The sequence below is a fragment of the Leisingera sp. ABM4_103 genome (assembly GCF_056158685.1).
Genome location: NZ_JBSWTU010000005.1, coordinates 2,287,693 through 2,311,289, shown reverse-complemented (window position 1 = coordinate 2,311,289; position 23,597 = coordinate 2,287,693). Strand labels below are relative to the sequence as shown.

Here is a 23,597-nt window from a genome sequence, read left to right as displayed (position 1 = left end):
AATGTCAGCCGCTCACATAGACCTTGTCCTTGGGGTAATAGAAGATCTTCTGGTTGTGCAGCCGGCCCAAAAGCTCATGAACGCGGCGCAGTGTGTCTTCCTCACTGCTGCCCGCCGCGGGAAGCGCCTCTGACAAGGTGTCACGGGTGGTCTGCAGGGCAGTTTCGATCAGTTCCATGTCCGCGACGGACAGTTCGAACATGTCGTTGTACTGGGGCATCGGGGCTCCTTCGCCGGTTGGCTTGTCTGAACGGGCTGACTACAGGCTGCCCCAAGGCGCGCCGCAAAGCCATCGAAAAGCGCCGCAAATGCAGCCACCCTGCCCTTTCGGCGCGAACTGCCCCCGGTTTCAGCGGCGCTCAGACTGTCAGAGCGTCTCGCCCAGGCTGATCGCCGGGCACAGCCGGTCAAACACCAGCCCCTCCGTGCCGCCAGCTTCGCGCGATTGCAGGATGATGCCCGCCGCACGCTCGCCGATTTCCCGGCGGCAGGCGTCTGTCGTGGCCAGCTGCTGCGGCAGCCCCTGCAGGATCTGCAGGTTGTTGAAACCGGCAAGCGCAATATCCCCCGGCACCGTCAGCCCGGCGGCCAGGCAATGCATCAGACCGCCGACGCTCATCACGTCGCTGGAGAAATAGAGGCAGTCGAGCTCCGGGCTGCGCGCCAGCATCTGGGCGGTCATCTGGCGGCCGGTCTGGATCGAGCTTTCGCCGGAATAATGCTCCAGGTCGGCAAGGGTCACACCTTCTGCCGCGAGCCCGTCGGTGAAGCCGTCGAAGCGTTTACGGGCGCGGAAGTCCTGCGGCATCTTGGTGCCGATGAAGCCGATCCGGCGATAGCCGCGGGCCAGGATCTGCGCCGCCATGTCGCGTCCGGCCTGCAGGTGGGAAATGCCGACGCAGTGGCGAACCGGGTCGCCGTCCACATCCATCACCTCGACCACCGGGCAATCGGCCTGCTGCAGCATCCGCCGGGTGGCTTCGGTATGCTCCAGCCCCGCCACGATCAGTCCCGACGGCCGCCAGCTCAGCATTTCGCGGATGACGCTTTCCTCTTCCTCCAGATCATAGCCGGAGACCCCCACCACCGGTTTCAGCGGGCTGTCCTTCAGTATCGCGGAAACGCCCGACAATACTTCAGGAAACACAAAGCTGTTGAGCGAGGGCACCACCACCGCCACCAGATTAACCGATTGCGAGGACAGCGAGCCGGCGATGCGGTTCGGCACATAGCCATGGGTGCGTGCGATTTCCTCAATCTTCGCCTTGGTCTTAGCGGACACATCAGGCGCGCCGCGCAGCGCGCGGGAGGCGGTCATCTCACTGACTCCGGCGAGCCGGGCCACGTCTTTCAGGAGCAGTTTCTTCGTCATGGCTCCATGCTCCTGCAGATCGCAGGCCGCTGCAAGGGCAGCTCACTGGTAACGGGGGTTGATTTTGGGAACCGTTATCGTTATCGGTACCGAAACCGTTACCGCTACCGGCGCTTGCCCGGTGCAACTAGCCGGAGATCAGAGATGACACTGAAGATTGCAATCAACGGATTCGGGCGCATTGGCCGCGGGGTGCTGCGGGCGCTGCTGGAAAGCGGTGCAGATGATATCGAGGTGGTGGCCATCAACGACCTATCGCCGCCGGAAACACTGGAGCACCTGCTGAAATACGACAGTGTGCACGGGCGCCTGAAAACGCCGGTATTCCTGGCCGATGACCTGATCCGCGTCGGCCGTCACAGCATCCGGCTGAGCGCCATCCGCAACCCCGAAGAGCTGCCCTGGCAGGACGTGGACATCGCCTATGAATGCACCGGCCTGTTCACTGCAAGGGACCAGGCAGCGCGGCTTCTGAAAAACGGATCCAAGCGGGTGCTGATCTCGGCGCCGGGCAAGGACGCCGACCGCACGGTGGTTTACGGCGTAAACCACATGGACCTGACTGCAGACGACGTCATCGTCTCCAATGCCTCCTGCACCACCAACTGCCTGGCGCCGCTGGCAAAGGTGCTGGACGAGGCCTTTGGCATCAAAACCGGCTACATGACCACGATCCACGCCTATACCGGCGACCAGCCGACCCATGACACCAGCCACAAGGATTTGTACCGGGCCCGCGCCGCTGCGCTGTCGATGATCCCCACCTCTACCGGCGCCGCGCGGGCGATCTCTGAGGTGCTTCCGCATCTGAAGGGCCGGCTGGAAGGGTCCGCCATCCGGGTGCCCACGGCCAATGTCTCTGTGGTGGACCTGAGCTTTGTGCCGGAACGCCCTGCCACCGTTGAGGCGGTCAATGCTGCGGTGAAGGCGGCTGCCGGAAACGGACTGGAGGGCATCCTGTCATATGAAGAAGACCCGCTGGTCTCAGTCGACTTCAACCACGATCCGCATTCAAGCTGCTTTGCCGCCGCGCAGACCGCAGTCACCGCCGAAGGACTGGTGCGTGTGGTCAGCTGGTATGACAATGAGTGGGGGTTCTCAAACCGCATGGTGGACACCGGCCGCCGCATCGGCGCGGTTATGAACTCCTCCGGGGTTGCATTGGCCAGCTGACGGGGTTCTCCCGCCCGTCGTCCGGCCCCCAAGGGGCCTCCTCCCGTTGGGCCCGGCGCCGCGCTAACGCGCGGCGCTGTTGCAATTTGGTGCGGGCCTCTTTTGTCTCTTGTGAACGGTGCGAGACAAAAAAGCTGACTCCAGGATGCGTCAAAACAAACTCCTGGCAGAGCGCGGCTGGTATGACGCGTTGAATTGCGCCACAACGGGCGCAAGGCATGAACAGCTACAGGAGACTGGCGTGACCGTCACCCGTGAAACCGTCCTCGAGGCGCTCAGAACCATCACCGATCCCGTCAGCGGCAGTGATCTCGTCAGCGCGGGTGTCGCCCGCGCGGTCACCGTTGAAGGCAGCACCGTCCGCTTTGTGCTGGAGATCGATCCCGGCAAGTCAGAGGCCTATGGCCCGGTACGGGACCAGGCCGATGCGGCTGTGGCGGCGCTGCCGGGGGTGGAAAAAGTCTCCGCCATGCTGACCGCCCATTCCGAGAAAGCACCGCCGGATCTGAAACCGAAGAAAGCCGCCCAGCCGCAGCAGCAAGCGCCGCAGAAGGTGCCGGGTGTGGCACGGATCCTGGCTGTTGCCTCGGGGAAAGGCGGCGTCGGCAAGTCCACCGTTTCGGCCAATCTCGCCTGTGCGCTGGCAATGCAGGGTCGCAAGGTGGGATTGCTTGATGCGGATGTTTACGGCCCCTCCCAGCCCAGGATGCTTGGGGTCAGCGGGCGGCCCGCCAGCCCCGACGGCAAAACTATCCTGCCCCTGCGCAACCACGGCGTAACCATGATGTCGATGGGGCTGATGACTGGCGAGGACCAGGCGGTGATCTGGCGCGGGCCGATGCTGATGGGGGCGCTGCAGCAGATGCTCTTGCAGGTGCAATGGGGCGAGCTGGACGTGCTGGTCGTCGATCTGCCGCCCGGGACTGGCGACGTGCAGATGACACTGGCGCAGAAGACCCGCGTGGACGGTGCCATCGTCGTTTCCACCCCGCAGGACGTGGCGCTGATCGACGCCCGCAAGGGCATCGACATGTTCCGCAAGATGAACGTGCCGGTGCTTGGCATGATCGAGAACATGTCCACGCACATTTGCTCCAGCTGCGGGCATGAGGAGCATGTCTTTGGCCACGGCGGCGTGGCGCAGGAAGCGGAAAAGCTGGGCGTGCCGCTGCTGGCCGAAGTGCCGCTGCATCTGGACGTGCGACTGGCGGGAGACAACGGCACGCCAATCGTGGCCGCGCAGCCCGAGAGCGCCCAGGCCAAGGCCTTCCTCGACATCGCCACCCAGCTGGTCGACGCAGGCGCCGCGTAACCCTGCCGACCCCCGATCCAGGGCCGCGAGGCGGCGGTGCGCGGCACCTTTCACCTTTGCGGCGGGATTGCAGGCCAAACAACCGCGAAGGCGTGTCAGTGGCATACTTGCACCTGACACGCTTCTCAGCAGTGATAGCCGGATACAAAGTGATCCGGGCGATCATTTGAGGTTCGAACGGGTGCAGCCCTTCAGCGCCGCACAGCGGCGCCACGCCCAACTGTGACGGGCAATCTTTGAATGCGCGGGAACAGGCGGGAGCCCCCACCCGCCGGATCAGGCATATTTCTCCAGGAATTCCTCCGCCCGCAGGTTCCGGAAGTCCGGCAGCGCCGCGCGCAGGGCCTCGTGGTTCCAGTCCCACCAGGCAAGGTCCATCATCTGCTCGGCCACCGCTTCAGGATAACGGCGGCGGATCACCCTGGCCGTGTTGCCGCCGACGATCGTGTAGGGCGCCACATCCTTGGTCACAATCGCCCCCGACGCCACAACCGCGCCAGCGCCGACAGTCACCTCAGGCTTGATCATCGCGCCGTGGCCGATCCAGGTGTCATGGCCGATCCGGGCCAGGCGGCTGGCGCGGCGGGCGAACCAATCCCCGTCGTCCTCCGCATCATCCCAATAGCTTGCCGACCGGTAGAGGAAATGATGCAGCGAGGCTTTCTCCATCGGGTGGTCGGTGGCACCGATCCGCACACAGCTGGCGATATTGGCGAACTTGCCGATCTCTGCGTTGGCGATGTCGCAGCTGCGGTCGCAATAGCTGTAAGCCCCGAACACCGAATTTGCCACCCGGCTGCCGGCGCCGATTTCAACGTAGGCGCCAAAGGAGCTGCCGGTGATCTGGCATTCCGGGTGGATGAAGGGCATCTGCGCCTGCAAACGGGCCATGTCTTCTCTCCTTATTGATCGCGGCATACTGCTCAAGGCAGCAGGAAGGCCTTGCCCTTGCGCTCCTTACGCGTGGCCTGACCACCCTCCCCCTTGATCAGGCGGCGCCGCAGCCAGCCGGAGAACCAGTCCATCAGCATCACCATCAGGATGATCAGGGTGATGTAATAGGCCACTTCCTCCCAGTCCTTCTGCGTGATGATCGCCTGGGTCAGCAAGAGACCGATACCGCCGCCGGTAATCGCGCCGATGATGGTCGCCGAACGCGTGTTGGATTCCAGGAAGTACAAGAGCTGGCTCAGCAGCACCGGCGTGATCTGCGGGATCACCCCGAACCGGTAGCGCTGCACAGGTTTGGCGCCGGTGGAGGCAACGCCCTCGATCTGCTTCTGGTCGACGTTTTCCAGCGCCTCCGAGAAGATCTTGCCGAAGGTGCCGGTGTCCGTCACCAGGATCGCCAGCGCGCCAATCAGCGGGCCGGGGCCAAAGGCGCGGGCCAGAACCACCGTCCAGATCAGCGAGTCCACGCCGCGAACAAAATCGAACAGGCGGCGCATGGCAAAGCGGATGCTGCGCAGGGGCATGAAGTTTCGGGTCGCGGCAAAGGCCAGCGGCAGCGCGACCAGCCCCGCGCCGATGGTGCCGAGGAAGGCCATCAGGAGGGTTTCAGCAATCGCCCACGCGACATCCTGATGGCGCCACATCTTGTTGGTCCAGAAGTCCTGGAAGATCGCGCCCGCCTCGCCTGTGGCAGCACGCTGCAGCAGCTCCCCTGCCCCCATGCCGTAATAGGGGCTGTCGAGTGTGAAGAAGAACAGCTCCCATCCGGCGAAGTAGCGGAACACCTCGGCCCTGTTGCGGGTCACGGTCAGGCGGCCTGCTTCGGTGGTAACGGCCAGGCGGTTCTTGGAGACACTGATCCATTCCGGCACCGCCCCCGGCGGCAGCTCTGCCTGCACGCCCGCGCTGCGGGATGGTGTGGCCCGCACCGTGCCGTAGCCGGGGATTGCATATTCGATTGTTTCAGGGCCGAAGGCGACCGTATGGCCGTCCTCCAGATCAATGATCGTGGTCTCGCCAAAGGCCACCCAATCCGGTGCGGTTCCTTCCGGATATCTCCCCTTGCGCTCGCCTTCGATCGCGACCGAAACATCGCCGCTGCGGTTGTCGCGGGTGACATGGGTCTTGTAGCTGTAGCTGTCGCTGACCAGGGTCTTGGCGTTGTCCAGACTGGCACGCTCCCACAGGCCCGGCATGTCGAAGGCAAAAAACACATAGGCCAGATAGGCCAGCACCGCGGCAGGCAGGGCGAAACTCATCAGCCGCTTCTTCAGGAACAGCCGCGTGATGTCCGGCTTCAGGCCTGCCGGCGTCAGGGTGGTGTCAAAAGTGGTCATGCCTTCGCTCCATGGGTCAGGCGGTCACGCAGCAGGCCGGACAGCTGGTCAACGGCCACGATAGTGACAAAAAGGAGAAGGAAGATCGCGGCGGCCTCGTCGTAGCGCCCCTGGCCCCAGGACATGGCGTTCTTGAGTTCATAGCCAATGCCGCCAGCGCCGACAAAGCCGAGGATGGCCGAGGCGCGGATGTTGATCTCAAACCGCAAGAGCGCGTAGCTGACGTAGTTCGGACCCACCTGCGGGATCACCCCCAGCGTCATCCGTTGCGCCCAGGTGGCACCAACCGACGTGAGGCCCTCAACCGGTTTAAGAGAGGCGTTTTCATTCACTTCGGAAAACAGCTTGCCCAGCGCGCCGGCAGTGTGGATGGCAATAGCGATCATTGCAGGCACCGGCCCGCCGCCCAGCACAAAGATCAGCACCAGCGCGATGACAATTTCCGGGATCGCCCGGCAGATGTCGCTGATACGCCGGAACAGCGGGATCAGCGCAGGCCAAGGCGACATGCCACGGGTTGCCAGCAGTGACAGCAGGGTGCCGAACACGGTCCCCACCAGGGTCGAGGCGGCGGCAATGTTCAGCGTCTCCACCAGCGCGGGAAAGAAATGCACCAGATGGCCGGGCAGCTGCGCGGCCTTCTCTGTTGCCTCGGCCAGAACTTCGGTCGGGTAGTCGAAAATGCGTGTGAACCCGTCGGCAAAAGAACCTGCATTGCGGCTGTCTGCAGTGCGGAACCCCGCTGCCATCAGCGCCACAAAAACCGCGAGAAGAATGCCGCCATACAGTCTCTTGCGCTGAGTATGGGCGGTGTATTGCTGCCGGATATCCTCGATGCCCGGCCGGGCGGCTGTCAAATCTGCCATTTAGGGATCCTGGTCTTCAATGGATGGCCAATCCAGCGGCCATCAAGGAAATTGCGGGGCCCGGGCAAGCCGGAACCCCGCAGAGCGCGGACTGAAATTACTGGGACTTCAGCTTGCGGGCTTCGATGATCACCTCATACGCATCATGGGTGATCGGGTCGAAGCTCTTGGCCTCGCCGGCCGCCACGCCGTAGAAGCAGTCGCGGTCGATTTCGCTGAGGTTGTCCATCAGCGCGGTCATCTTGGCTTTGACGTCCGCCGGCAGGGCCTTGCGCAAAACCACCGGGCCTTCCGGGATCGGGGCGGATTTCCAGATTTCCACCATGTCGTTCATATCGACCAGGCCAGCGTCAACCGCACGGCGCAGCGCGCCCGACTGGTAGCCGTCTTCCCATTCGCCCAGGCCGTCGGCCCAGGTCACACCGCCGTCCACGTCGCCATTGGCAACCGCGACGATGGTCTGTTCATGGCCGCCGGTGAATTTCACTTCGCCAAAGTAGTCGCCGGAGTCCATGCTGGCATTGATCTTGTTCGGGATCTCGATCGACGGGATCAGGTAGCCGGAGGTGGAGTTCGGATCGCCAAAGCCGAAGGTCTTGCCTTTCAGGTCTTCCAGCGAGGTGATGCCGCTGTCTTTGCGGGCAAAGCCGACCGAGTAGTAGCCGTAGCCGCCGTCGGTGTTCACCTTGACCAGAACCGGCTCAACCGCTTCGGGATCGGACAGGTAGGTCTTGGCATAGCCGGAGGCGCCCAGCCAGGCCATGTCGATGGTGCCGCCCAGCAGGCCCTGGATCACGCCGTTATAGTCGGCAGGGGCAAACAGCTTGGTTTCGACGCCGAGTTCTTTCTCGGTGTATTCACGCAAGCACTCGTTGTTGTTCAGGCGGTCCTGAGCGTTCTCGCCGCCCAGGATGCCGATGCGGAATTCCTTGATTTCCTCTGCCGCTACGGGGGCGGTCAGCGCGGTGGTTGCCAGTACGGCAGCAATCAGCTTTTTCATCTTTTGTCTCTCCGGTTGGTCTGTTCCCGGAGGAGCAGCCCCGGGTCGATGAAAACGGTTCGGGGTTACTCGGCGGGAATGGCGGCGCGCATGGCGTCCGTCTTTTCCAGCGTCTCGATCTCGGTCGAAGTGGCGGCCTCGGAGAAATCCGCTCCGGCGCCATAAATTTCGCGGGCCACGCCCGTGGTTAGTTGTTCCGGCAGCCCGTCGAACACAATGCGCCCGTCGCGCATGCCAACCACCCGGTCGCAATAGCGGCGCGCGGTGTCCAGCGTGTGCAGGTTGGCAATGACGGTGCGCCCGTCTTCTTCGTGAATGCGGCGCAGCGCCTCCATCACGGTCTGGGCGTTCATCGGATCGAGCGATGCAATCGGCTCATCCGCCAGGATGATCCTGGGGTCCTGCATCAGCGCGCGGGCGATCGCCACCCGCTGCTGCTGCCCGCCTGACAGCGCTTCGGCCCGCTTGGCAGCATGTTCAGCGATGCCCAGACGGTCCAGGATGTCGATCGCCTGGTGAATGTCATCCATCGGATAGAGGTTGAACAGCGTCGCCATCGCATTGCGGCGGTTCAGCGTGCCATGCAGGACGTTCGACACCACGTCCATCCGCGGCACCAGGTTGAACTGCTGAAAGATCATCGCGCAGTCGGACTGCCAGGCGCGCTTGTCCCGGCCCTTCAGCCCGGTGATTTCGCGGCCCTCAAACAGAATGCGGCCTTCGCTGGCGTTTTCCAGCCGGTTCAGCATCCGCAGCAGCGTCGATTTGCCCGCGCCGGAGCGGCCGATGATGCCGATCATGCACGGTTTGTCGATGTCCAGCGAGGCCGCGTCCACTGCGGTCTTGTCGCCGAATTTCTTGGTCAGTTTCTCTATGCGCAGCACGGGTGGCGCTCCCTTGTCGTTCGGGGATTGCCTAGTGCCTCCGCTCAAACCTCATGTGTCACTGCCGTGAAAGTTTTGTAACGCGGCCCGGCGCAACCCGCGGGCGTTGCGCATCGTGAAACCGGCCTTGCCGGCATTCTGCCCCTGTCCAGGCGGGGCTGCAGAGGCTATATGCCCTTCGACTCCTCAATTCCCTTTGCAAAAGGAAGCTGCCAGATGTCCTTTGACCGCAACATCAAGATCGCGCCCTCCATCCTGTCTGCTGATTTCGCCAACTTCGGCCAGGAGATCCGGGCCATCGAAGCGCAGGGCGCCGACTGGGTGCATGTGGATGTGATGGACGGGCATTTCGTGCCGAACCTCACCTTTGGCCCGCAGGCGGTGAAAGCGTTCCGCCCGCATGTGAAGACGGTGATGGACGTGCACCTGATGATCGCGCCGGTGGATCCCTACATCGACGCCTACGCAGATGCCGGCGCCGATGTGCTGACCGCGCATTTCGAGGCGGGCCCCCACATCCACCGCACCCTGCAAGCGATCCGCGGCGCTGGCATGAAGGCCGGTGTTGCGCTGAACCCCGGCACCCCGGCCGAGGCGGTGGAGCACCTCCTGGACCTCACTGATCTGGTCTGCGTGATGACCGTGAACCCGGGCTTCGGCGGCCAGAAGTTCATCGACATGACCGCCAAGATCCGCCGTCTGCGCGCGATGATCGGCGACCGCCCGGTGCATATTGAGATCGACGGCGGCGTCGACCCGGCCACCGCGCCGCTGGTGGCCGAAGCCGGCGCTGACGTGCTGGTCGCAGGTTCCGCCGTCTTCAAGGGCGGCTCGGTCAACACCCCTGAGGTCTATGGCGAGAACATCAGCAAGATCCGTGCCGCCACAAAAGGCACGTGGGTCTAAAGCACGGGGCACTCCCGCTAATCGCCAAGCGCATCAAATATGCGCCGCTCTTGTTGGGCCAGGCGCCGCGCGTTCCGCGCGGCGCTTTTTCGTGATACGGCCAGCGTTTGCGCGCCCCGCCCGGCAAAGCCGGGCCGCGCCCTGATGGCCCTCGACGGGCCGGAAGTGCGCCCGCCCGCCTGCTCAGCTGCCTTTGTTCAGTGAGTCGAAGGTTTTTCCCTCAGCCACCAGCTGCTCCAGCAGCGGCGCGGGCTGCCAGAAGAAATCATCCTCTGCCGCATAGGACCTGATGTCGGCCAGGATACCATCCAGCCCCTGCAGATCCGCCCATTTCAGCGGTCCGCCCCAGAACCGCGGGAAGCCATAGCCGAACAGCATCACCATATCCACGTCCAGCGGGCGCCGGGCGATGCCCTCGCCCACCACCTTGGCCGCCTCATTGACCATGGCGCACATGTAGCGGCGCAGCACCTCTGCATCAGAGAACTCCCGCGGAGTGACGCCCTGCTGCTCCTGATCCTTGGTAATCAGCTCCGCCACCTCCGGATTCGGCACGCCGCCGCGCCGGCCCTCTTCGTAGACATAAAAGCCCTTGCCGGTCTTCTGACCGAAATCACCGCCTTCGCACAGCATCTCGTAGAACCGCGGCACCCGTTCGCGCGGGTCGCGGGTGGGCGCGCGGCGCTTGCGGGCGGCCCAGTTGATGTCGAGTCCCGCCAGATCGCCCATGGCAAACGGCCCCATCGGGAAGCCGAAACCGGTCACCACATTGTCCACTTGATAGGGCGAGGCGCCGTCCAGCACCACGTATTCCGCCGCCTTGCGGTAGGCATTCATGATCCGGTTGCCGATGAACCCGTCACAGATGCCGGAGCGGACCGCGACTTTCTTCAACCGTTTGCCCAGCGCGAACCCGGTGGCCAGAACCTCTGGCGCGGTTTTCTCCGCCACGACGACTTCCAGCAGCTTCATTACATGCGCGGGCGAGAAGAAATGCAGGCCGATCACATCCTGCGGGCGGGACGTCGCCGCGGCAATCTCGTCCACGTCCAAGTAGGAGGTGTTCGTCGCCAGCACCGCGCCGGCCTTGCAATGGGCGTCGAGCTTGCCGAAAACCTCGCGCTTGACGCCCATGTCCTCGAACACCGCTTCGACCACCAGGTCTACCTCGGACAGCGCGGCGTAATCCGTCGCCACTGTCAGCGCCTCGCCAGTCAACTGATCGTACTGCGCCTGGCTGATCTTACCGCGTTTAAGGGCGCCTTTCAGGTTGCCCTCGATCCGGCCGCGCGCCGCCGTCACCGCCTCATCCGTCATTTCGATCAGCACCACCGGCAGCCCCGCCAGCAGGGCCGCGGTGGCGATGCCCGCGCCCATGGTGCCTCCGCCGATCACCCCCATCGAGGCGACTTCTCGCGGCGCAACGCCTTCCAGTTCCAGCAGCTTGCTGACCGCGCGTTCCGAGAAGAAAGCGTGGATCAGACCCTGCCGCTGATCGGAGTCCATCAGCTCCATGAACAGCTCGCGCTCCCGCTTCAGCCCGGCATCAAAGCTCTCCGCTTCAGCCGCTGCCTGCACCGCGCGAACCGCCACCGCAGGCGACAGCTGGCCGCGGCCTTTCTTCAGCGTGGCGTCATAGACGGCATCGAAATCAACCGGCTCAGGCGCGGGCATTTCACCCACGGCCCGGCGCGGTGCGTCCTGTTCCAGCAGCTCCTGCGCATATGCAAGGCCGATATCGCGCGGCCCGCCCTCTTCGATCCGGTCGATGATGCCCTTCTCCAGCGCCTCCGCCGCGCTGACGTGGCGGCCGGTGGTGATCATCTCCAGCGCCGCTTCCGTTCCTGCAACCCGCGGCAGCCGCTGGGTGCCGCCGGCGCCGGGCAGAATGCCCAGATTCACCTCTGGCAGCCCCATCTTGGCCGAGGGCACCGCGATCCGGTAATGCGAGGACAAGGCCACTTCCAGCCCACCGCCCAGCGCGGTGCCATGCATGGCAGAGACCACGATCAGCGGCGTGGCCTCGATCCGGCTGCACAGCCCGGGCAGCCAGGGCTCCTGCGGCGGCTTGCCGAATTCCCGGATGTCGGCGCCGGCAAAATAGGTCTTGCCCTCGCCATAGATCAGAACCGCCTTGGCACCTTCGCTTTCGGCGCGTTCGATCCCGGCCAGCAGCCCCTTGCGCACATCCACGCCCAGCGCGTTCACCGGCGGGTTCTGCGCCTTCAGAACGGCGATATCGCCCACGCGCTCATATGCAATGGCTTCACTCATCCGGTCTTCCTCTCTCCTGCGGGGGCCGATGATGCAGACCCGCGCCCCAACTGATTAGGCACGGCGGCCGTCTTCGCGCCAAGCCCCAAAATCCGCCGCGCGCCAACGGACCCCGCGTCACAATGCACCGGGCCGCAGCCGCTGCGCTGCCGGAGTTACGTAACAGAATGCAGGTAAAAATCAAACTTCTTGAAACACGTCAGCCAGAGACTGCGCCTCCGGACAGTGCGGCTGACGGCTCAGCCGCCTTTCACAATGCCGCTGGCGATCCAAGAGTTGAGGATCTCCAGTGCTTTGTCCGCAAACGCTGCGTCGTTGATATGGCAATCCAGTTCATGCAGGCTGGCGTTTTCCGGGCAGCTGCGCCGCATCTCATCACAAAAGGCCGCCAGCCCCGCCGCGTCGTGCAGCGGCGCGCCGGGGCGGTCCCATTCGTTGCAGCCGCCGGCAGGCAGCAGCACCGCCACCGGCGCCTGGGCCGCCGCCAGCTTGCCGCAGACAGCCTGCGCCACCTGCCGCCGCTCGCCCGCTTCCAGCATTGCGGAGGTCAGCAATCGATTATGAGCATGGGTCTCCCGCCCCTTCAGCGGCGCGGGCGTTGCCTGCCAGCCGACGAAATCCACCAGATCATAGCAGCCCGGCGCGACCAGCTGCGGTGTGCCGGCGCGGCCTGCATTGGTCATCCGGTCCGCTCCTGCCGACAACCCGCCGAACAGGTGGTTCGAGATCTCCTGCGGCGCGAAATCCATCACCGCGGCAAAGGCGCCCTCAGCCGCCAGGCTCTCAAACGCGCGCCCGCCCATTCCGGTGGCGTGAAACACGGCGACCTCAAACCCCCGCGCCTCCAGCGCCGGTTTCAGCGTCACCATGTACCGCAACACCGTTTTGCCGAATGAGGTCATGCCGATCAGGGGCCTGTCCCGCTTGGGCGGCTCCACCGCCCGGGCCGCCCCCAGCACTGCACCAGCCGCCTGGCTGAGCGACGCCTTGCAGATCGAATTCAGCCCATAAAGCCCGCCTGCCCACAGGATCATCTGCACGTCCGCCGGGATCCGCTCCGGCGGCATCAGCGGCGAAAAGGCAACGGTGGAAACGATGTACTTCGGCACCCCAACAGGCAGCGCCGCACACAAGTCCAGCGCCAGATCGGTGCCCATGGTACCGCCCAGCACGATCACCCCGTCGATGCGCCCAGCCTGGTACAGTTCCAGCGCCTTGGCCGCCGCCCCCGCGCCCATGATCTGCATGGCGGTATTTTCATCACCGGACGCAATCGCCGCCTTGATCGAGCTGCCGCCGGCCTCTGCCACTGCATGCTTGCTGACATCCGCGGGGCGGGCGGGGTCACCCAGCACGCTCACATCCATCGTCAATACCTTGCCGCCCTGCCCGCGGATGACCTCCGCCAGATATCCCAGTTCATCGTCCTTGGTGTCATATGTCCCGGCAACCAAGATCGTTTTGACCGTCATATTCCGTCCTCCCTCCGGCCTGCTCTGTGCAGCGAGGCCGCCCCTTCATCTTTCCCCAAATACTCCCGCCGGAGGCTGCAGGTGTTGCCCCGGCAAAACCTGCATCACAGCTGAATCCATGCGGTCTTCAGATCGGTGTATTTGTCCAGCGCGTGCATCGACTTGTCATGTCCGTTGCCGGACTGGCCGACACCGCCAAGCGGCACAGTGTTGTCCGAGCCGCCATAGGTGTTCACATGCACCACCCCGGCACGGATACCTGCGACCATCCGGTGCGCCCGGGACAGGTTTTCCGTCCAGACCCCGGCCGCCAGGCCGTAAGCGGTAGCATTGGCCAGGCTCAGCGCCTCCTCTTCGGTTTCGAATTTGGTGACTGCCAGCACCGGACCGAACACCTCCCGCTGGAACAGCGCGTGGTCGCGCGCGACGCGGGTGACGATGGCCGGCGCCATATAGGTGCCGCCGGTGTCCTCCAATATGCGCTGGCCGCCAGTCACCACCTGCCCGCCCTCGGCCCGCGCCATGTCCATGAAGGACAGGTTGCGGCGCAGCTGATCCTCGGAGTTCACTGCCCCGATCTGGGTGTCCAGATCCAGCGGATCGCCCACCCGCAGCGCCTCCGCCTCGGCCTTCAGCATTGCGACGAACTCATCGTGGATCGACGCCTCCACCAGCAGCCGGGAGCCGGCGATGCAGACCTGTCCGGAGTTGCGGAAGATACCCGCGGCAGAGACTTTCGCCGCCTTCGCGAGGTTCGGTGCATCCGCAAAAACGATGTTGGGGGACTTGCCGCCCAGCTCCAGATAACACCGCTTGAGGTTCGACCGCGCCGAAGCTTCGAGGAGCTTCCGGCCCGTCGCGCCGGAGCCGGTGAAGGCCAGCACATCCACGCCGCTTGACGCCGCCAGCGCCGCGCCGGTCTCGACGCCGGAGCCGGTTACCACGTTCAGCACCCCGTCCGGCAGACCGCATTCGGAGCAGATCTCCGCCAGCCTAAGCAAAGATAAGGAGGCGGTTTCCGCCGGTTTCAGCACCACCGAATTGCCCATCGCCAAGGCCGGCGCCAGCTTCCAGGCGCCGATCATCAGCGGGAAGTTCCAGGGCACGATGGCCCCCACCACACCCACCGGCATCCGGTGCACCAGCCCCAGCACGTCCGGCGCGGTCGGCGCGACCTCGCCCGCCACCTTGTCCAGCGCCTCGGCGTAGTAACGGAAGGTGCCAGCAGCCGATCCCGGCTCGGCCTTCAGCGCCATATTGAACTCTGTGCCGTTGTCGCGCACGCCCAGCACGGCCAGCTCCACCGCCTCGGCCGCGATCCGGTCGGCGATCCGATGCAGCACCTGCTTGCGGGCGGCGGGACTCTGTCCCGCCCAGCGGCGGTCCTCAAATGCCCGCCGCGCCGAAGCGACAGCGTTTTCGACGTCCGTGGCAGAAGCGCCTGCCAGCGTCGTCAGAACAGATCCGTCAACCGGCGAAGCAACTTCGAGTGTCTGGCCCGTACCTTCTTGCCATGATCCTTCAAGAAAGAGTTTCTGCGGCGCCACATCAAGCTGCCGAAGCTTGTCGATGCGCGATTGGTCTGCCATTCGGCCTCCTTCAGTTCCTTCCGGTCCTTCAGCACCCGCAGGGTGTGGACCGCCAGAACGATGATGATGAGTAGAAACAGGATAAACGCCACCGGGCGGTCAATGAAATCGAGGGGTTCCTTCACCCTTGCCATGCCCGCGCGCAGTTTCACCTCCATGATGCCGCCCAGGACCATGCCCAGGATGATCGGCACCGAGGGCAGCGACAGGCGCTTAAGGATAAAGCCGAGGATGCCAAAGCCCGCCGCCATCACGCAGTCGGTGGCGGAGTTGCGCAGGGAGTAAACCCCGACGAAGCTGAGCGTCAGGATACAGACGCCAAGGAACCGGTTTGGGATGCGCACCACCTGGATCAGCGACTTGGTAGCAAAGAGCAGGAAAGCAAGGACCAGGACATTCAGCACCAGCAGCGCCAGGTAGAGCGCGACGACGAAATCCATGTCGTTCTGAAACAGCCCCGGCCCCGGCACCACGTTGTGAACGTAAAACACCGACAGCATCATCGCCGTCAGCGCCTCGCCCGGGATACCCAGCGCCAGCAAAGGCACCATGGCAGCGGCGGGCACCGCATTGTTGGCGGTCTCCGCCGCGATCAGCCCCTCGGAAGAGCCGTTGCCGAAGTCCTGCGGCCGTTTCGAGGTTTTCTGGGCATAGGTGTAGGACATGAACTGCGCGGTAAACTCGCCCACGCCGGGGATCATTCCCATCAGCACGCCGAAGGTGGCAGAGACCCCGGCCACCCGCGGATGGCGCGCCAGCTCGCGCAGGCCCTGGAACATGCCGCCGCGCAGGCGGGTCATGCGCACCTTCTCGTCTTCGTCCGTCAGCAGCACGAAGGCCTGCGAGATCGCAAACAGGCCCAGCACGACGACAATCAGGTTGATGCCGCCACCCAGGAAATCCTGCCCGAAGGTGTAGCGCTGGGTATATTTCACAGGCTCCAGCCCGATGGTCTGCAGGAAAATGCCGAAACAGGCCAAGGTGCCTGCAATCAGCGCCTGCCCGCGGTGGGCGACCACCACCAGAATGAGGCCCAGCAACGCCGCCATGAAGATCTCGCGGGAGCCGAACATCGGCGCGATCTTGGCCAGGACCGGCGCGAACAGGATCAGGCAGATCACCGAGAAGATGCCGCCAAAGAAGCTGGCGGAATAGGCCAGGCTAAGCGCGCGCCTGGGCTCTCCCCGCGCGGTCATCGGATAGCCGTCATAGGTGGTCAGCGCATTAACCGCGGTGCCGGGCGTGTTTATCAGGATCGCCGGGATCGCACCGCCGTACATTGAGGAGCCGTAGATGCCCAGCAGCACGGTCAAGCCGACAATCGGATCCATTGAGAAGGTCGCGGGCAGCAGGATCGCAATTGCCACCGCAGGGCCAACGCCGGGAATGGCGCCGATCAGAACGCCGCCCACCGAACCCGCCAGCAGCGCCAGCGCCACGTCCCAGCGCATCAGGATGTCTATTGCAGAGAGGATCAGGTCCATGACGGGGCTCAGAGATAGAGAATAAAGAAACTGCGCAACGATCCCGGCAGATACTCATAGATCAGCGCGCCCGGGATTTTCACCGACAGGAAGGCCTTGAACAGCACCACCACCACCACCGCAAACACCGCGCTTGTCCACAGCATGAAGGGGCTGCGGTAGCCCATCCGCCAGCTCAGCAGCGGCACAAACACCAGCGTCACGGGCAGATAGCCGATGACCGGCACCAGCATGACGTAGCCCATGAACCAGCCGGCAAATTCAAACACCTGCCCCCAGCGCTTGACCTCCCACAGGTCATAGCGGCTGACCCGCCGCCAGGGCAGTTTGTAGAGATGCAAGCCGCCGAGCAGCACCATGCCGCCAATGGCTACGGCAGGCCAGAAGCGGGGCTGGGCAAACAGTTTGGTCTTCTTGACCCAGGCGGTCTGATCCGTGATCAGGACCAGCAGCAGCAGTGCAGCGCCGACCATAGCCAAGGCAAAGACAAGCTGTCCGCGCCTGGGTCCAGCAAAGCGGCGTTCTCGTTCCGAAGGCATCAGAGGAGTACTTTGTCCGTACGGGGATGAGGGCACCAGGGCCGATCAGGGCCCCGGTGCAGGGGGAGGATTATTCCGACAGCAGGCCGCCGATGCGGGCCATCGTGTCGATGTCGTTTGCAACCCGCGCCGCACTGTCGTCGGCGCCCTGCCAATAGACCAGCGCGCCGGTTTCCTTGGCGACATTCTGAGCGCGCTCGCTCATCACCGTTTTCTCGGCGACCGCGATGATCTTATCGCGCACATCCTGCGGGGTGTCCTTGGTCACGAACAGACCGTTCCACAGGGCGATGTTCAGGCTCTCGTCCAGCTCGCCGATAGTCGGAGCGTCGGGGGCCAGCGGGATGCGTTCGTCGGTGATCGAGACCAGCACCTTGATCTGATCCAGGCAGGGCAGCACCAGCTGCAGCGTGGTGTTGATCACATCCGCATCGCCAGAGGCCAGCGTATTGCAGTCCAGCGCGTCAAATGCAGCGTCCGACCCCCACTCAAAGCCCGCGTTCTTGGCATAGGCCTTGGTCACTTGGGTCGGGGTCAGCACGTCGCCAAAGTGGCCCAATGCCACGTCGTTTTCCTTGGCATAGGCCGCCAGCTCTTCCATCGAGCTGTAAGGCGCCTCGCCTGAGGCGGCGATTACAAAGGGATATGTCAGAAAGATCCCGAGCGGGTCGAATTTCTCAGGTGTCAGCGGTGGAATGTCGATCTGGTGGCCCATCACCGGCACCCCGATCACGAAGGAGCCGATGGTGTAGCCATCCGCCGGCGCATTGGCGACTTCGATTGCTCCAGGAAACGGCCCGCCGCCGCCGCCCGGCTTATTCACAACCGCTGCCGCAACGCCGTATTCGTTCTGAAAATCCTCGGCGATCATCCGGGTCAGCACGTCCTCCAAATCACCCGGTGGCCAGGGCACGATAAAGTTCACCGGCTTCTCCGGATACTCGGCCTGCGCTGCAACCGCGCTCAGCCCCAGCGCCGCCGCTGCGGCCGCCCCTTTCATGAGGGTCTTGAGTTTCATGTCTTTCCTCCCAGTTTGTCACCAATCACCTTGCATGGTTCATTATGCGAACCGTTGGTTTGAATTTAGATTGACAGGCCGCCCGCTTATCTGTCAACAAAATTGCATCACGGGTGCGACTTTTTCAGAAGGCACCGCCCGCCAAGACCAAACAGGGAGATTGGGCAAGCGCATGGGAACGGTATCCAAAGCCTTGTCATTACTGACGCATTTCAACCACGGCCGGACCGGAATCGGGCTCAGCGACCTCACACGCCTGTCGGGCATGAACAAGGCAACCGTCTACCGGCTGATGAGCGAGCTGCAGGAATCGGGCTTTGTTGAGCAAACCGACGGCGACCGCATGTACCGGCTCGGCCCGCAGGTTCTGCGGCTGGCCGCCTTGCGCGAGGCGGCGGTCCCGATCCTGTCGGTCTCGCGCCGTGTGCTGCGCGACCTGAGCGACGAGACTGGTGAAACGACCCACCTGTCGCTGCTGCAAGGCAGTCAGCTGAACTCGCTGTCGCACGCCTATTCCCCGCGCCACGCCACCAAGGTTATGATGGAGGACGCCGAGGTGCTGACTTTCCACGGCACCAGTTCCGGGTTGGCCGTGCTGGCCTACGCAGATCCCGGCTTCGTTGAGGACGCGCTGGCACAACCGCTGAAGATCCACACACCCGAGACCATCACCGACCCGCAGGAAATCCGCGCCCAGCTGACGGAGGTGCGGGCCACCGGCCTGGCCCAGTCGATCGGCGGGTTTGAGGCCGACGTGCACTCCCACGCGGTTCCGGTCTTTGGCTCGGACCGCCAGGTGATCGGCGCGCTGGCCGTGGCCGCGCCTGTTTCGCGCATGACGGCGGAGCAGAAACAGCTGATCCCGGCGGCCTTGCGCCGCGCGGGTGCCACCCTCACCCATCGCATCGGCGGTTCTGCCCCCGCGGACTACCCGCAGGAAGAAACCGCTTGAACTTTTACCGGCCCTGAATGGGCCGCATCCAGGAGCTGCCCCCATGAAAGACTCCAATTTTTTGAAAGAACACAACGCCAAATCCCTCTGGCACCCGATGGCCCATCCCGGCGACAGCCTGGCCAACCCGCCCGCGATCATCACCTCCGCCCAGGGGGTGAAGATCACCGACATCGACGGGCACGAGGTGATCGATGCGGTCGGCGGCTTGTGGAACGTGAACCTCGGCTTCTCCTGCCAGCCGGTAAAGGACGCAATCGCCGCTCAGCTGGATGTGCTGCCCTACTACTCCACCTTCCGCGGCACCACGAACGATCAGGTGATCCAGCTGGCCGAGGAGCTGCGCAAGTTCTTCGCGCCCGACGGTCTCACCCGTGCCTTCTTCACTTCAGGCGGCTCAGATTCAGTGGAAACCGCCCTGCGCCTGGCCCGCCAATTCCACAAGATCCGCGGCCAAGAGGGCCGCACCAAGTTCCTGAGCCTCAAGAAAGGCTACCATGGCACCCACATGGGCGGCGCCTCGGTGAACGGCAACGCCAATTTCCGAACCCAGTATGAGCCGCTGCTGCCCGGCTGCCACCACATCCCGGCCCCCTACACCTACCGCAACCCGTTCAACGAGACCGATCCGGAGCGGCTGGCCCAACTCTGCCTGCAGGCGCTGGAGGATGAGATAGCCTTTCAGGGCGCGGGCACCATTGCCGCCTTCATCATGGAACCCATCCTGGGCGCAGGCGGGGTGATCCCGCCGCACAAGAGCTTCATGCCCGGCGTGCGTGAGATCTGCTCGAAGCACGGCATCCTGCTGATTGCGGATGAGGTGATCACCGCCTTCGGCCGCACCGGCTCATGGAGCGGCTCGCGCCACTGGGGCGTGCAGCCCGACATGATGGCAACCGCCAAGGCGATCACCAACGGGTACTTCCCGTTTGGCGCTGTGATGATCGCGGACCATATGACAGAGACCTTCGAGAAGGATGCCACCGGCAAGGCGGCCATCGGACATGGCTATACTTACTCCGGCCACCCTGTCGGCGCGGCTGCAGCCCTCGCCTGCCTTGCGGAAACCCTGCGCCTGAACGTTCCGGAAAACGCCGCCGCCCGCGGCACCCAAATCCACCAGGGCCTGCTGGCGCTGCAGCAGAAGTACGATCTCATCGGTGACGTGCGCGGCGGCCACGGCCTGATGTGCGCGATGGAACTGGTGTCCGACCGCACCACAAAGGCCGCGGTGGACAAGAAGACCATCGGCAAGCTGCAGGAAACAGCTTATGAGGCCGGTGCCATGGTGCGGGTCTCCGGCCCCAACATCATCCTGTCGCCGCCGCTGGTGCTGAACGAGGCAGAGGCGGACACCATCCTCTCTGCCCTGGATGCAGGCTTTGCGGCGGTGAGCTGACGGCAGCTGCAAACACCGCCCGCGCCCGGGCCGGCAGGTCCGGGCGCCACCAGATGCCATGGCGGGCCCGAAGCACATGCTTCGGGCCCGCGCCTCCGGCGGCGCCGCTGACGCGGCGCGGTGGCGCGATACGGAAACAGGCGCAGCTGCCGCAGCGGCGCGTGCTGCATAACCTTCGGAAGCCACTGAGATCTTTGCTTCAGAGGCCTCCGCAGACAGACCGTCCGGGGGCGGGCGATTTTCGGGCCGCAATCGAGGCAGCTTGTCCTCCGCCGCTTTCCGCCAGATCCGGCAGGGCACTTCGGACCCCTTGCACCGAACCGGATTTCCCTGCCCGCGCGGGCCTCACATAGACAGCGTTGAGTGCGTCAAATGAAATGCACGTAGAAATCGCGCATTCCCTCGCCTTCCAGGTCGCGGGTCTTGCGCACTTCCTTGCGTTTCATGAAGACGTGGTTGGCGACCAGTTCCGCGCCAACGGCCTCTGCCAATGCGGTGTCCCGTTCCAGATCATTCATTGCGCCCTTCAGGTCCACCGCCGTGCCCTCGCGCGCATCGGTGCGGTCGAACCCGTCGCCGGTCTCCATCGGCGGCAGCTGGTGGCCGTTCTCCACCCCCAGCCGCGCGGCCTGCAGCACCGACGCCACCGCCGTGTAGGGATTGGCCGAAGCATCCGCCGTCCGGTGCTCCAGCCGCGCCTTGGCACCGCCTTCGGAACTGATCCGCGTCGTCACATTGCGGTGGTCGCCGCCCCAGTTGCGCCAGTAGCCCGACAGCGACCCCGGCTGCAGCCGCATATAGCTGTTGGCGGTGGGCGCAATCAGCCCCGCCAGCCCCTTGTGGTGATGCAAAAGCCCTGCCAGGCAGCCGCGCGCCAGATCGTTCATATGCTCCGGCCCGCCCCGCGGTCCCGCAGACAGCGCATTGCCGCCCGCCTCGTCCAGGAAGGAGAAGTTGATATGCATCCCCGATCCTCCGGCCTCAGCCACCGGTTTCGGCATAAACGTCAGCACGATGCCGTATTCCAGCGCCACCTCACGCGCCATCAGGCGGAACAGAACGATGTCATCCACTGCCTTCACCGCGTCATCGAAGGTCAGCGTGTATTCGAACTGCGGGCTGTCGAATTCTGCGGTGATCATGTCGAGCGAGAAGCCCATGTCATCCGCCATCGCCCAGATCCGGTCGTTGAAGCGCAAGGGATCGGCAAAAGGTCCGGTGCCGTACACAACACCACCAGGCGCATCGTAGGGCATCAGCCGCCCCCGGTCGTCCGCCTGCAGAGCGAAAGCCTCCAGTTCAATCCCGACCTTCGGGGTCAGCCCGTGCTGCTGCCAATCCGCGACGGCCCGCTTCAGCGCCCGGCGCGGGCACAGCGCCAGCGGCTCGCCCTCGTCGTCAAAAAGGTCACCCAGCACCACCTTGGTCGAGGCATGCCAGCTGTCGCGGATATCGTCATGCAGCCACTTCAGCTCCATATCCGGCAGCCCCTGTTTCACCATCGCGCCCGGCGCATCCAGCAGGTCCTTGTCGTAATGGGTGCCAAAGACCGACCGGCAGAACCGCGTGCTGCCGTCACCGATCTTGGAATTGGGCAGATACTTCCCCCGCATGATGCTGAGGTGGTCACAGAACATCGCACGCAAGCGGGTCTTCATGGCTCAAGGTCCTTCCCTGCTGGACAGTCTTCGGCAGCGGCTTCCCGTGCTCTATTGCTTAACATATTTAGCGGTTTTCGCAGAGTCTTTCCTGCGGGGAGGCCCGGCCGCTACGCCGTCTCCACCCTGACCGGCAACTCCTTGATGCCGCCGACGAAGTTCGAGCGCAGGAACTTATGCGGCCCGGCGGCCTCGATACGCCTAATGCGCTTGGCGAGTTCTTGAAACAGCACCGTGACCTCCAGCCGTGCCAGCCACATGCCCAGGCAGACATGCGGGCCGAACTGCCCGAAAGACAAATGCCGGTTCGGGCTGCGGTGCAGATTCACGTGAAATGGATCGCCGAACTGCGCCTCGTCCCGGTTGGCCGAGACGAACCAGTACAGAACCTTGTCGCCCGCGCGGATGGTCTTGCCGTGCATTTCATGATCCCGCGTCGCGGTGCGCCGGAAGTAAAGCGCGGGCGTCGCCCAGCGGATGATCTCATCCGCCGCAGTGTCCCAGACCGCACCGCCCGCCTGCATCTGCGCCAGCAGCTCCGGCTGGTGGCACATCGCCTGTATGCCCGCGGCAATCGAATACCGCGTGGTGTCGTTACCTGCCGCCACCAGCAGGCAAAAGAAATTGCGGAACTCGGTCTCGGTAATGACCGAGCCGTCCTTGGCCGGCTCCAGGATCAGGTTCAGCACGCCCGAGGTATCGCCCTTGCGCGCCTTCTCTTCCATCAGCTCCTTGGCATAGACATACAGCTCCGCCCCGGCGGGCGAGTTGAAGGGCATCATCCGGAACTCATCCGTCTGCATCTTGTCGAGCACATGGGAGGTGAAATCCGGGTCCGTGTTGGCAATCAGCGCATCACCTTTCTCCACCAGCCAGGGCAGGTCCGCCTCCGGCAGGCCCACAACGCGGCCCAGCATCCGCATCGGCAGCTGGCGGGCGATCTCCTTTGTGGCGTCAAACTCTCCCTTGGCCAGCGCTTGGTCCAGAATATCCGCGCACAAGTCGCGGATATCCTGCTCATACTGCGCCATTGTGGTCTTGGAGAATGCCTTCAGCAGTTTCATCCGCACCTTGGAATGCTCCGGCGGGTCGGTCTCCTGAAAGGTGCGCCGCGCCAGGTATTCCTCGTAGGACTGATCCTCCATCCGGATCCCACGCGCCGAAGAGAACACTTCGGTGTTCTTGTTCATCACCGTGATGTCCTCATAGCGGGTCACCGACCAGAAGTTCTCGCCGCCCGCATATTCTGTCCAATGCAGCGGATCCTCGCGCCGGAGCCGGGCAAAGGTGTTGTGCGGCGCGCCATCTGCAAACGCGTCATGGCTGCTCAGATCCGCATAGCCGTCATCCGTCGGGGTCCAAACTGTCATCGCGGGCTTTCCTATCCTGCTGGCTCAATGTATATTAATAA

The 23,597-nt window shown here is 64.0% G+C and carries 20 protein-coding genes; 5 read left to right on the top strand and 15 right to left on the bottom strand.

Annotation, left to right across the window (positions count from 1 at the left end):
* Window positions 1-4 precede the first annotated feature (4 nt).
* Together ACXAED_RS12925 and ACXAED_RS12920 are read right to left on the bottom strand one after the other, a co-directional pair.
* The gene (locus ACXAED_RS12925) at window positions 5-220 is read right to left on the bottom strand and encodes a hypothetical protein (protein ID WP_475050365.1); all 216 of its coding nucleotides are present in this window, start codon (window positions 218-220) and stop codon (window positions 5-7) included.
* A gap of 147 nt (window positions 221-367) precedes the next feature.
* The gene (locus tag ACXAED_RS12920) at window positions 368-1,372 is read right to left on the bottom strand and encodes a LacI family DNA-binding transcriptional regulator (protein ID WP_475050363.1); all 1,005 of its coding nucleotides are present in this window, start codon (window positions 1,370-1,372) and stop codon (window positions 368-370) included.
* Between the two features lie 144 nt (window positions 1,373-1,516).
* Here ACXAED_RS12920 and gap point away from each other — a divergent pair, with 144 nt between their 5' ends.
* Together gap and apbC are read left to right on the top strand one after the other, a co-directional pair.
* A complete protein-coding gene (gene gap / locus ACXAED_RS12915; protein ID WP_475050360.1) occupies window positions 1,517-2,545 on the top strand; it encodes a type I glyceraldehyde-3-phosphate dehydrogenase in 1,029 nt (342 codons plus the stop codon).
* Window positions 2,546-2,690: 145 nt separating this feature from the next.
* Window positions 2,691-3,857: an iron-sulfur cluster carrier protein ApbC gene (gene apbC, locus ACXAED_RS12910; RefSeq protein WP_475050358.1), complete on the top strand. Its 1,167-nt coding sequence runs from the start codon at window positions 2,691-2,693 to the stop codon at window positions 3,855-3,857.
* A 276-nt stretch (window positions 3,858-4,133) separates the two neighbouring features.
* Here the strand turns inward: apbC and ACXAED_RS12905 are convergent, their stop codons facing one another.
* The 5 genes from ACXAED_RS12905 to phnC form a co-directional block, all read right to left on the bottom strand.
* Window positions 4,134-4,748, bottom strand: coding sequence for an LbetaH domain-containing protein (locus tag ACXAED_RS12905; protein WP_475050355.1), 615 nt, complete (start codon window positions 4,746-4,748; stop codon window positions 4,134-4,136).
* Between the two features lie 32 nt (window positions 4,749-4,780).
* Window positions 4,781-6,145 (bottom strand): phosphonate ABC transporter, permease protein PhnE, encoded by a 1,365-nt coding sequence (gene phnE, locus ACXAED_RS12900; RefSeq protein WP_475050353.1) that lies wholly within the window; start codon window positions 6,143-6,145, stop codon window positions 4,781-4,783.
* Entirely contained in the window at window positions 6,142-7,011 is an 870-nt protein-coding gene (gene phnE, locus ACXAED_RS12895; protein WP_475050351.1) for a phosphonate ABC transporter, permease protein PhnE, read from the bottom strand. The genes phnE (ACXAED_RS12900) and phnE (ACXAED_RS12895) overlap by 4 nt, the downstream gene beginning before the upstream one ends.
* Window positions 7,012-7,108: 97 nt before the next feature.
* Window positions 7,109-8,011, bottom strand: a complete 903-nt coding sequence (gene phnD, locus ACXAED_RS12890) for a phosphonate ABC transporter substrate-binding protein (RefSeq protein ID WP_475050348.1) — start codon at window positions 8,009-8,011, stop codon at window positions 7,109-7,111.
* Window positions 8,012-8,076: 65 nt separating this feature from the next.
* Window positions 8,077-8,895, bottom strand: a complete 819-nt coding sequence (gene phnC / locus ACXAED_RS12885) for a phosphonate ABC transporter ATP-binding protein (RefSeq protein ID WP_475050346.1) — start codon at window positions 8,893-8,895, stop codon at window positions 8,077-8,079.
* A 216-nt stretch (window positions 8,896-9,111) separates the two neighbouring features.
* Between phnC and rpe the strand changes: the two genes are divergently transcribed.
* A complete protein-coding gene (gene rpe / locus ACXAED_RS12880) occupies window positions 9,112-9,801 on the top strand; it encodes a ribulose-phosphate 3-epimerase (protein WP_475050343.1) in 690 nt (229 codons plus the stop codon).
* A gap of 183 nt (window positions 9,802-9,984) precedes the next feature.
* On the opposite strand, the gene ACXAED_RS12875 is transcribed toward rpe, so the two are convergent.
* The 6 genes from ACXAED_RS12875 to ACXAED_RS12850 form a co-directional block, all read right to left on the bottom strand.
* Window positions 9,985-12,075, bottom strand: coding sequence for a 3-hydroxyacyl-CoA dehydrogenase NAD-binding domain-containing protein (locus ACXAED_RS12875; protein WP_475050341.1), 2,091 nt, complete (start codon window positions 12,073-12,075; stop codon window positions 9,985-9,987).
* Window positions 12,076-12,314: 239 nt separating this feature from the next.
* A complete protein-coding gene (locus ACXAED_RS12870) occupies window positions 12,315-13,547 on the bottom strand; it encodes a Tm-1-like ATP-binding domain-containing protein (RefSeq protein ID WP_475050339.1) in 1,233 nt (410 codons plus the stop codon).
* A 104-nt stretch (window positions 13,548-13,651) separates the two neighbouring features.
* Window positions 13,652-15,094, bottom strand: coding sequence for an aldehyde dehydrogenase (locus tag ACXAED_RS12865; RefSeq protein ID WP_475053109.1), 1,443 nt, complete (start codon window positions 15,092-15,094; stop codon window positions 13,652-13,654).
* A complete protein-coding gene (locus ACXAED_RS12860) occupies window positions 15,001-16,620 on the bottom strand; it encodes a tripartite tricarboxylate transporter permease (protein WP_475050336.1) in 1,620 nt (539 codons plus the stop codon). The genes ACXAED_RS12865 and ACXAED_RS12860 overlap by 94 nt, the downstream gene beginning before the upstream one ends.
* 8 nt (window positions 16,621-16,628) lie before the next feature.
* Entirely contained in the window at window positions 16,629-17,159 is a 531-nt protein-coding gene (locus tag ACXAED_RS12855) for a tripartite tricarboxylate transporter TctB family protein (protein ID WP_475050333.1), read from the bottom strand.
* A gap of 70 nt (window positions 17,160-17,229) precedes the next feature.
* On the bottom strand, window positions 17,230-18,177 hold the full coding sequence (locus ACXAED_RS12850) for a tripartite tricarboxylate transporter substrate binding protein (RefSeq protein WP_475050330.1): 948 nt from the start codon (window positions 18,175-18,177) through the stop codon (window positions 17,230-17,232).
* A gap of 172 nt (window positions 18,178-18,349) precedes the next feature.
* Here ACXAED_RS12850 and ACXAED_RS12845 point away from each other — a divergent pair, with 172 nt between their 5' ends.
* The gene (locus tag ACXAED_RS12845) at window positions 18,350-19,129 is read left to right on the top strand and encodes an IclR family transcriptional regulator (RefSeq protein ID WP_475050327.1); all 780 of its coding nucleotides are present in this window, start codon (window positions 18,350-18,352) and stop codon (window positions 19,127-19,129) included.
* A gap of 43 nt (window positions 19,130-19,172) precedes the next feature.
* On the top strand, window positions 19,173-20,528 hold the full coding sequence (locus tag ACXAED_RS12840) for an aminotransferase class III-fold pyridoxal phosphate-dependent enzyme (RefSeq protein ID WP_475050325.1): 1,356 nt from the start codon (window positions 19,173-19,175) through the stop codon (window positions 20,526-20,528).
* A 368-nt stretch (window positions 20,529-20,896) separates the two neighbouring features.
* Here the strand turns inward: ACXAED_RS12840 and ACXAED_RS12835 are convergent, their stop codons facing one another.
* Together ACXAED_RS12835 and ACXAED_RS12830 are read right to left on the bottom strand one after the other, a co-directional pair.
* Window positions 20,897-22,186, bottom strand: coding sequence for a type I glutamate--ammonia ligase (locus ACXAED_RS12835; protein WP_475050323.1), 1,290 nt, complete (start codon window positions 22,184-22,186; stop codon window positions 20,897-20,899).
* A gap of 110 nt (window positions 22,187-22,296) precedes the next feature.
* A complete protein-coding gene (locus ACXAED_RS12830) occupies window positions 22,297-23,556 on the bottom strand; it encodes a cytochrome P450 (RefSeq protein WP_475050321.1) in 1,260 nt (419 codons plus the stop codon).
* Between the last annotated feature and the right edge of the window lie 41 nt (window positions 23,557-23,597).

What these genes read in the sequence shown, in the direction of transcription:
- ACXAED_RS12925 (WP_475050365.1), bottom strand. Translation starts at nt 220, where the DNA reads ATGCCCCAGTACAACGACATGTTCGAACTGTCCGTCGCGGACATGGAA.
- ACXAED_RS12920 (WP_475050363.1), bottom strand. Translation starts at nt 1,372, where the DNA reads ATGACGAAGAAACTGCTCCTGAAAGACGTGGCCCGGCTCGCCGGAGTC.
- gap (WP_475050360.1), top strand. Translation starts at nt 1,517, where the DNA reads ATGACACTGAAGATTGCAATCAACGGATTCGGGCGCATTGGCCGCGGG.
- apbC (WP_475050358.1), top strand. Translation starts at nt 2,691, where the DNA reads ATGCGTCAAAACAAACTCCTGGCAGAGCGCGGCTGGTATGACGCGTTG.
- ACXAED_RS12905 (WP_475050355.1), bottom strand. Translation starts at nt 4,748, where the DNA reads ATGGCCCGTTTGCAGGCGCAGATGCCCTTCATCCACCCGGAATGCCAG.
- phnE (WP_475050353.1), bottom strand. Translation starts at nt 6,145, where the DNA reads ATGACCACTTTTGACACCACCCTGACGCCGGCAGGCCTGAAGCCGGAC.
- phnE (WP_475050351.1), bottom strand. Translation starts at nt 7,011, where the DNA reads ATGGCAGATTTGACAGCCGCCCGGCCGGGCATCGAGGATATCCGGCAG.
- phnD (WP_475050348.1), bottom strand. Translation starts at nt 8,011, where the DNA reads ATGAAAAAGCTGATTGCTGCCGTACTGGCAACCACCGCGCTGACCGCC.
- rpe (WP_475050343.1), top strand. Translation starts at nt 9,112, where the DNA reads ATGTCCTTTGACCGCAACATCAAGATCGCGCCCTCCATCCTGTCTGCT.
- ACXAED_RS12875 (WP_475050341.1), bottom strand. Translation starts at nt 12,075, where the DNA reads ATGAGTGAAGCCATTGCATATGAGCGCGTGGGCGATATCGCCGTTCTG.
- ACXAED_RS12870 (WP_475050339.1), bottom strand. Translation starts at nt 13,547, where the DNA reads ATGACGGTCAAAACGATCTTGGTTGCCGGGACATATGACACCAAGGAC.
- ACXAED_RS12860 (WP_475050336.1), bottom strand. Translation starts at nt 16,620, where the DNA reads ATGGACCTGATCCTCTCTGCAATAGACATCCTGATGCGCTGGGACGTG.
- ACXAED_RS12855 (WP_475050333.1), bottom strand. Translation starts at nt 17,159, where the DNA reads ATGCCTTCGGAACGAGAACGCCGCTTTGCTGGACCCAGGCGCGGACAG.
- ACXAED_RS12850 (WP_475050330.1), bottom strand. Translation starts at nt 18,177, where the DNA reads ATGAAACTCAAGACCCTCATGAAAGGGGCGGCCGCAGCGGCGGCGCTG.
- ACXAED_RS12845 (WP_475050327.1), top strand. Translation starts at nt 18,350, where the DNA reads ATGGGAACGGTATCCAAAGCCTTGTCATTACTGACGCATTTCAACCAC.
- ACXAED_RS12840 (WP_475050325.1), top strand. Translation starts at nt 19,173, where the DNA reads ATGAAAGACTCCAATTTTTTGAAAGAACACAACGCCAAATCCCTCTGG.
- ACXAED_RS12835 (WP_475050323.1), bottom strand. Translation starts at nt 22,186, where the DNA reads ATGAAGACCCGCTTGCGTGCGATGTTCTGTGACCACCTCAGCATCATG.
- ACXAED_RS12830 (WP_475050321.1), bottom strand. Translation starts at nt 23,556, where the DNA reads ATGACAGTTTGGACCCCGACGGATGACGGCTATGCGGATCTGAGCAGC.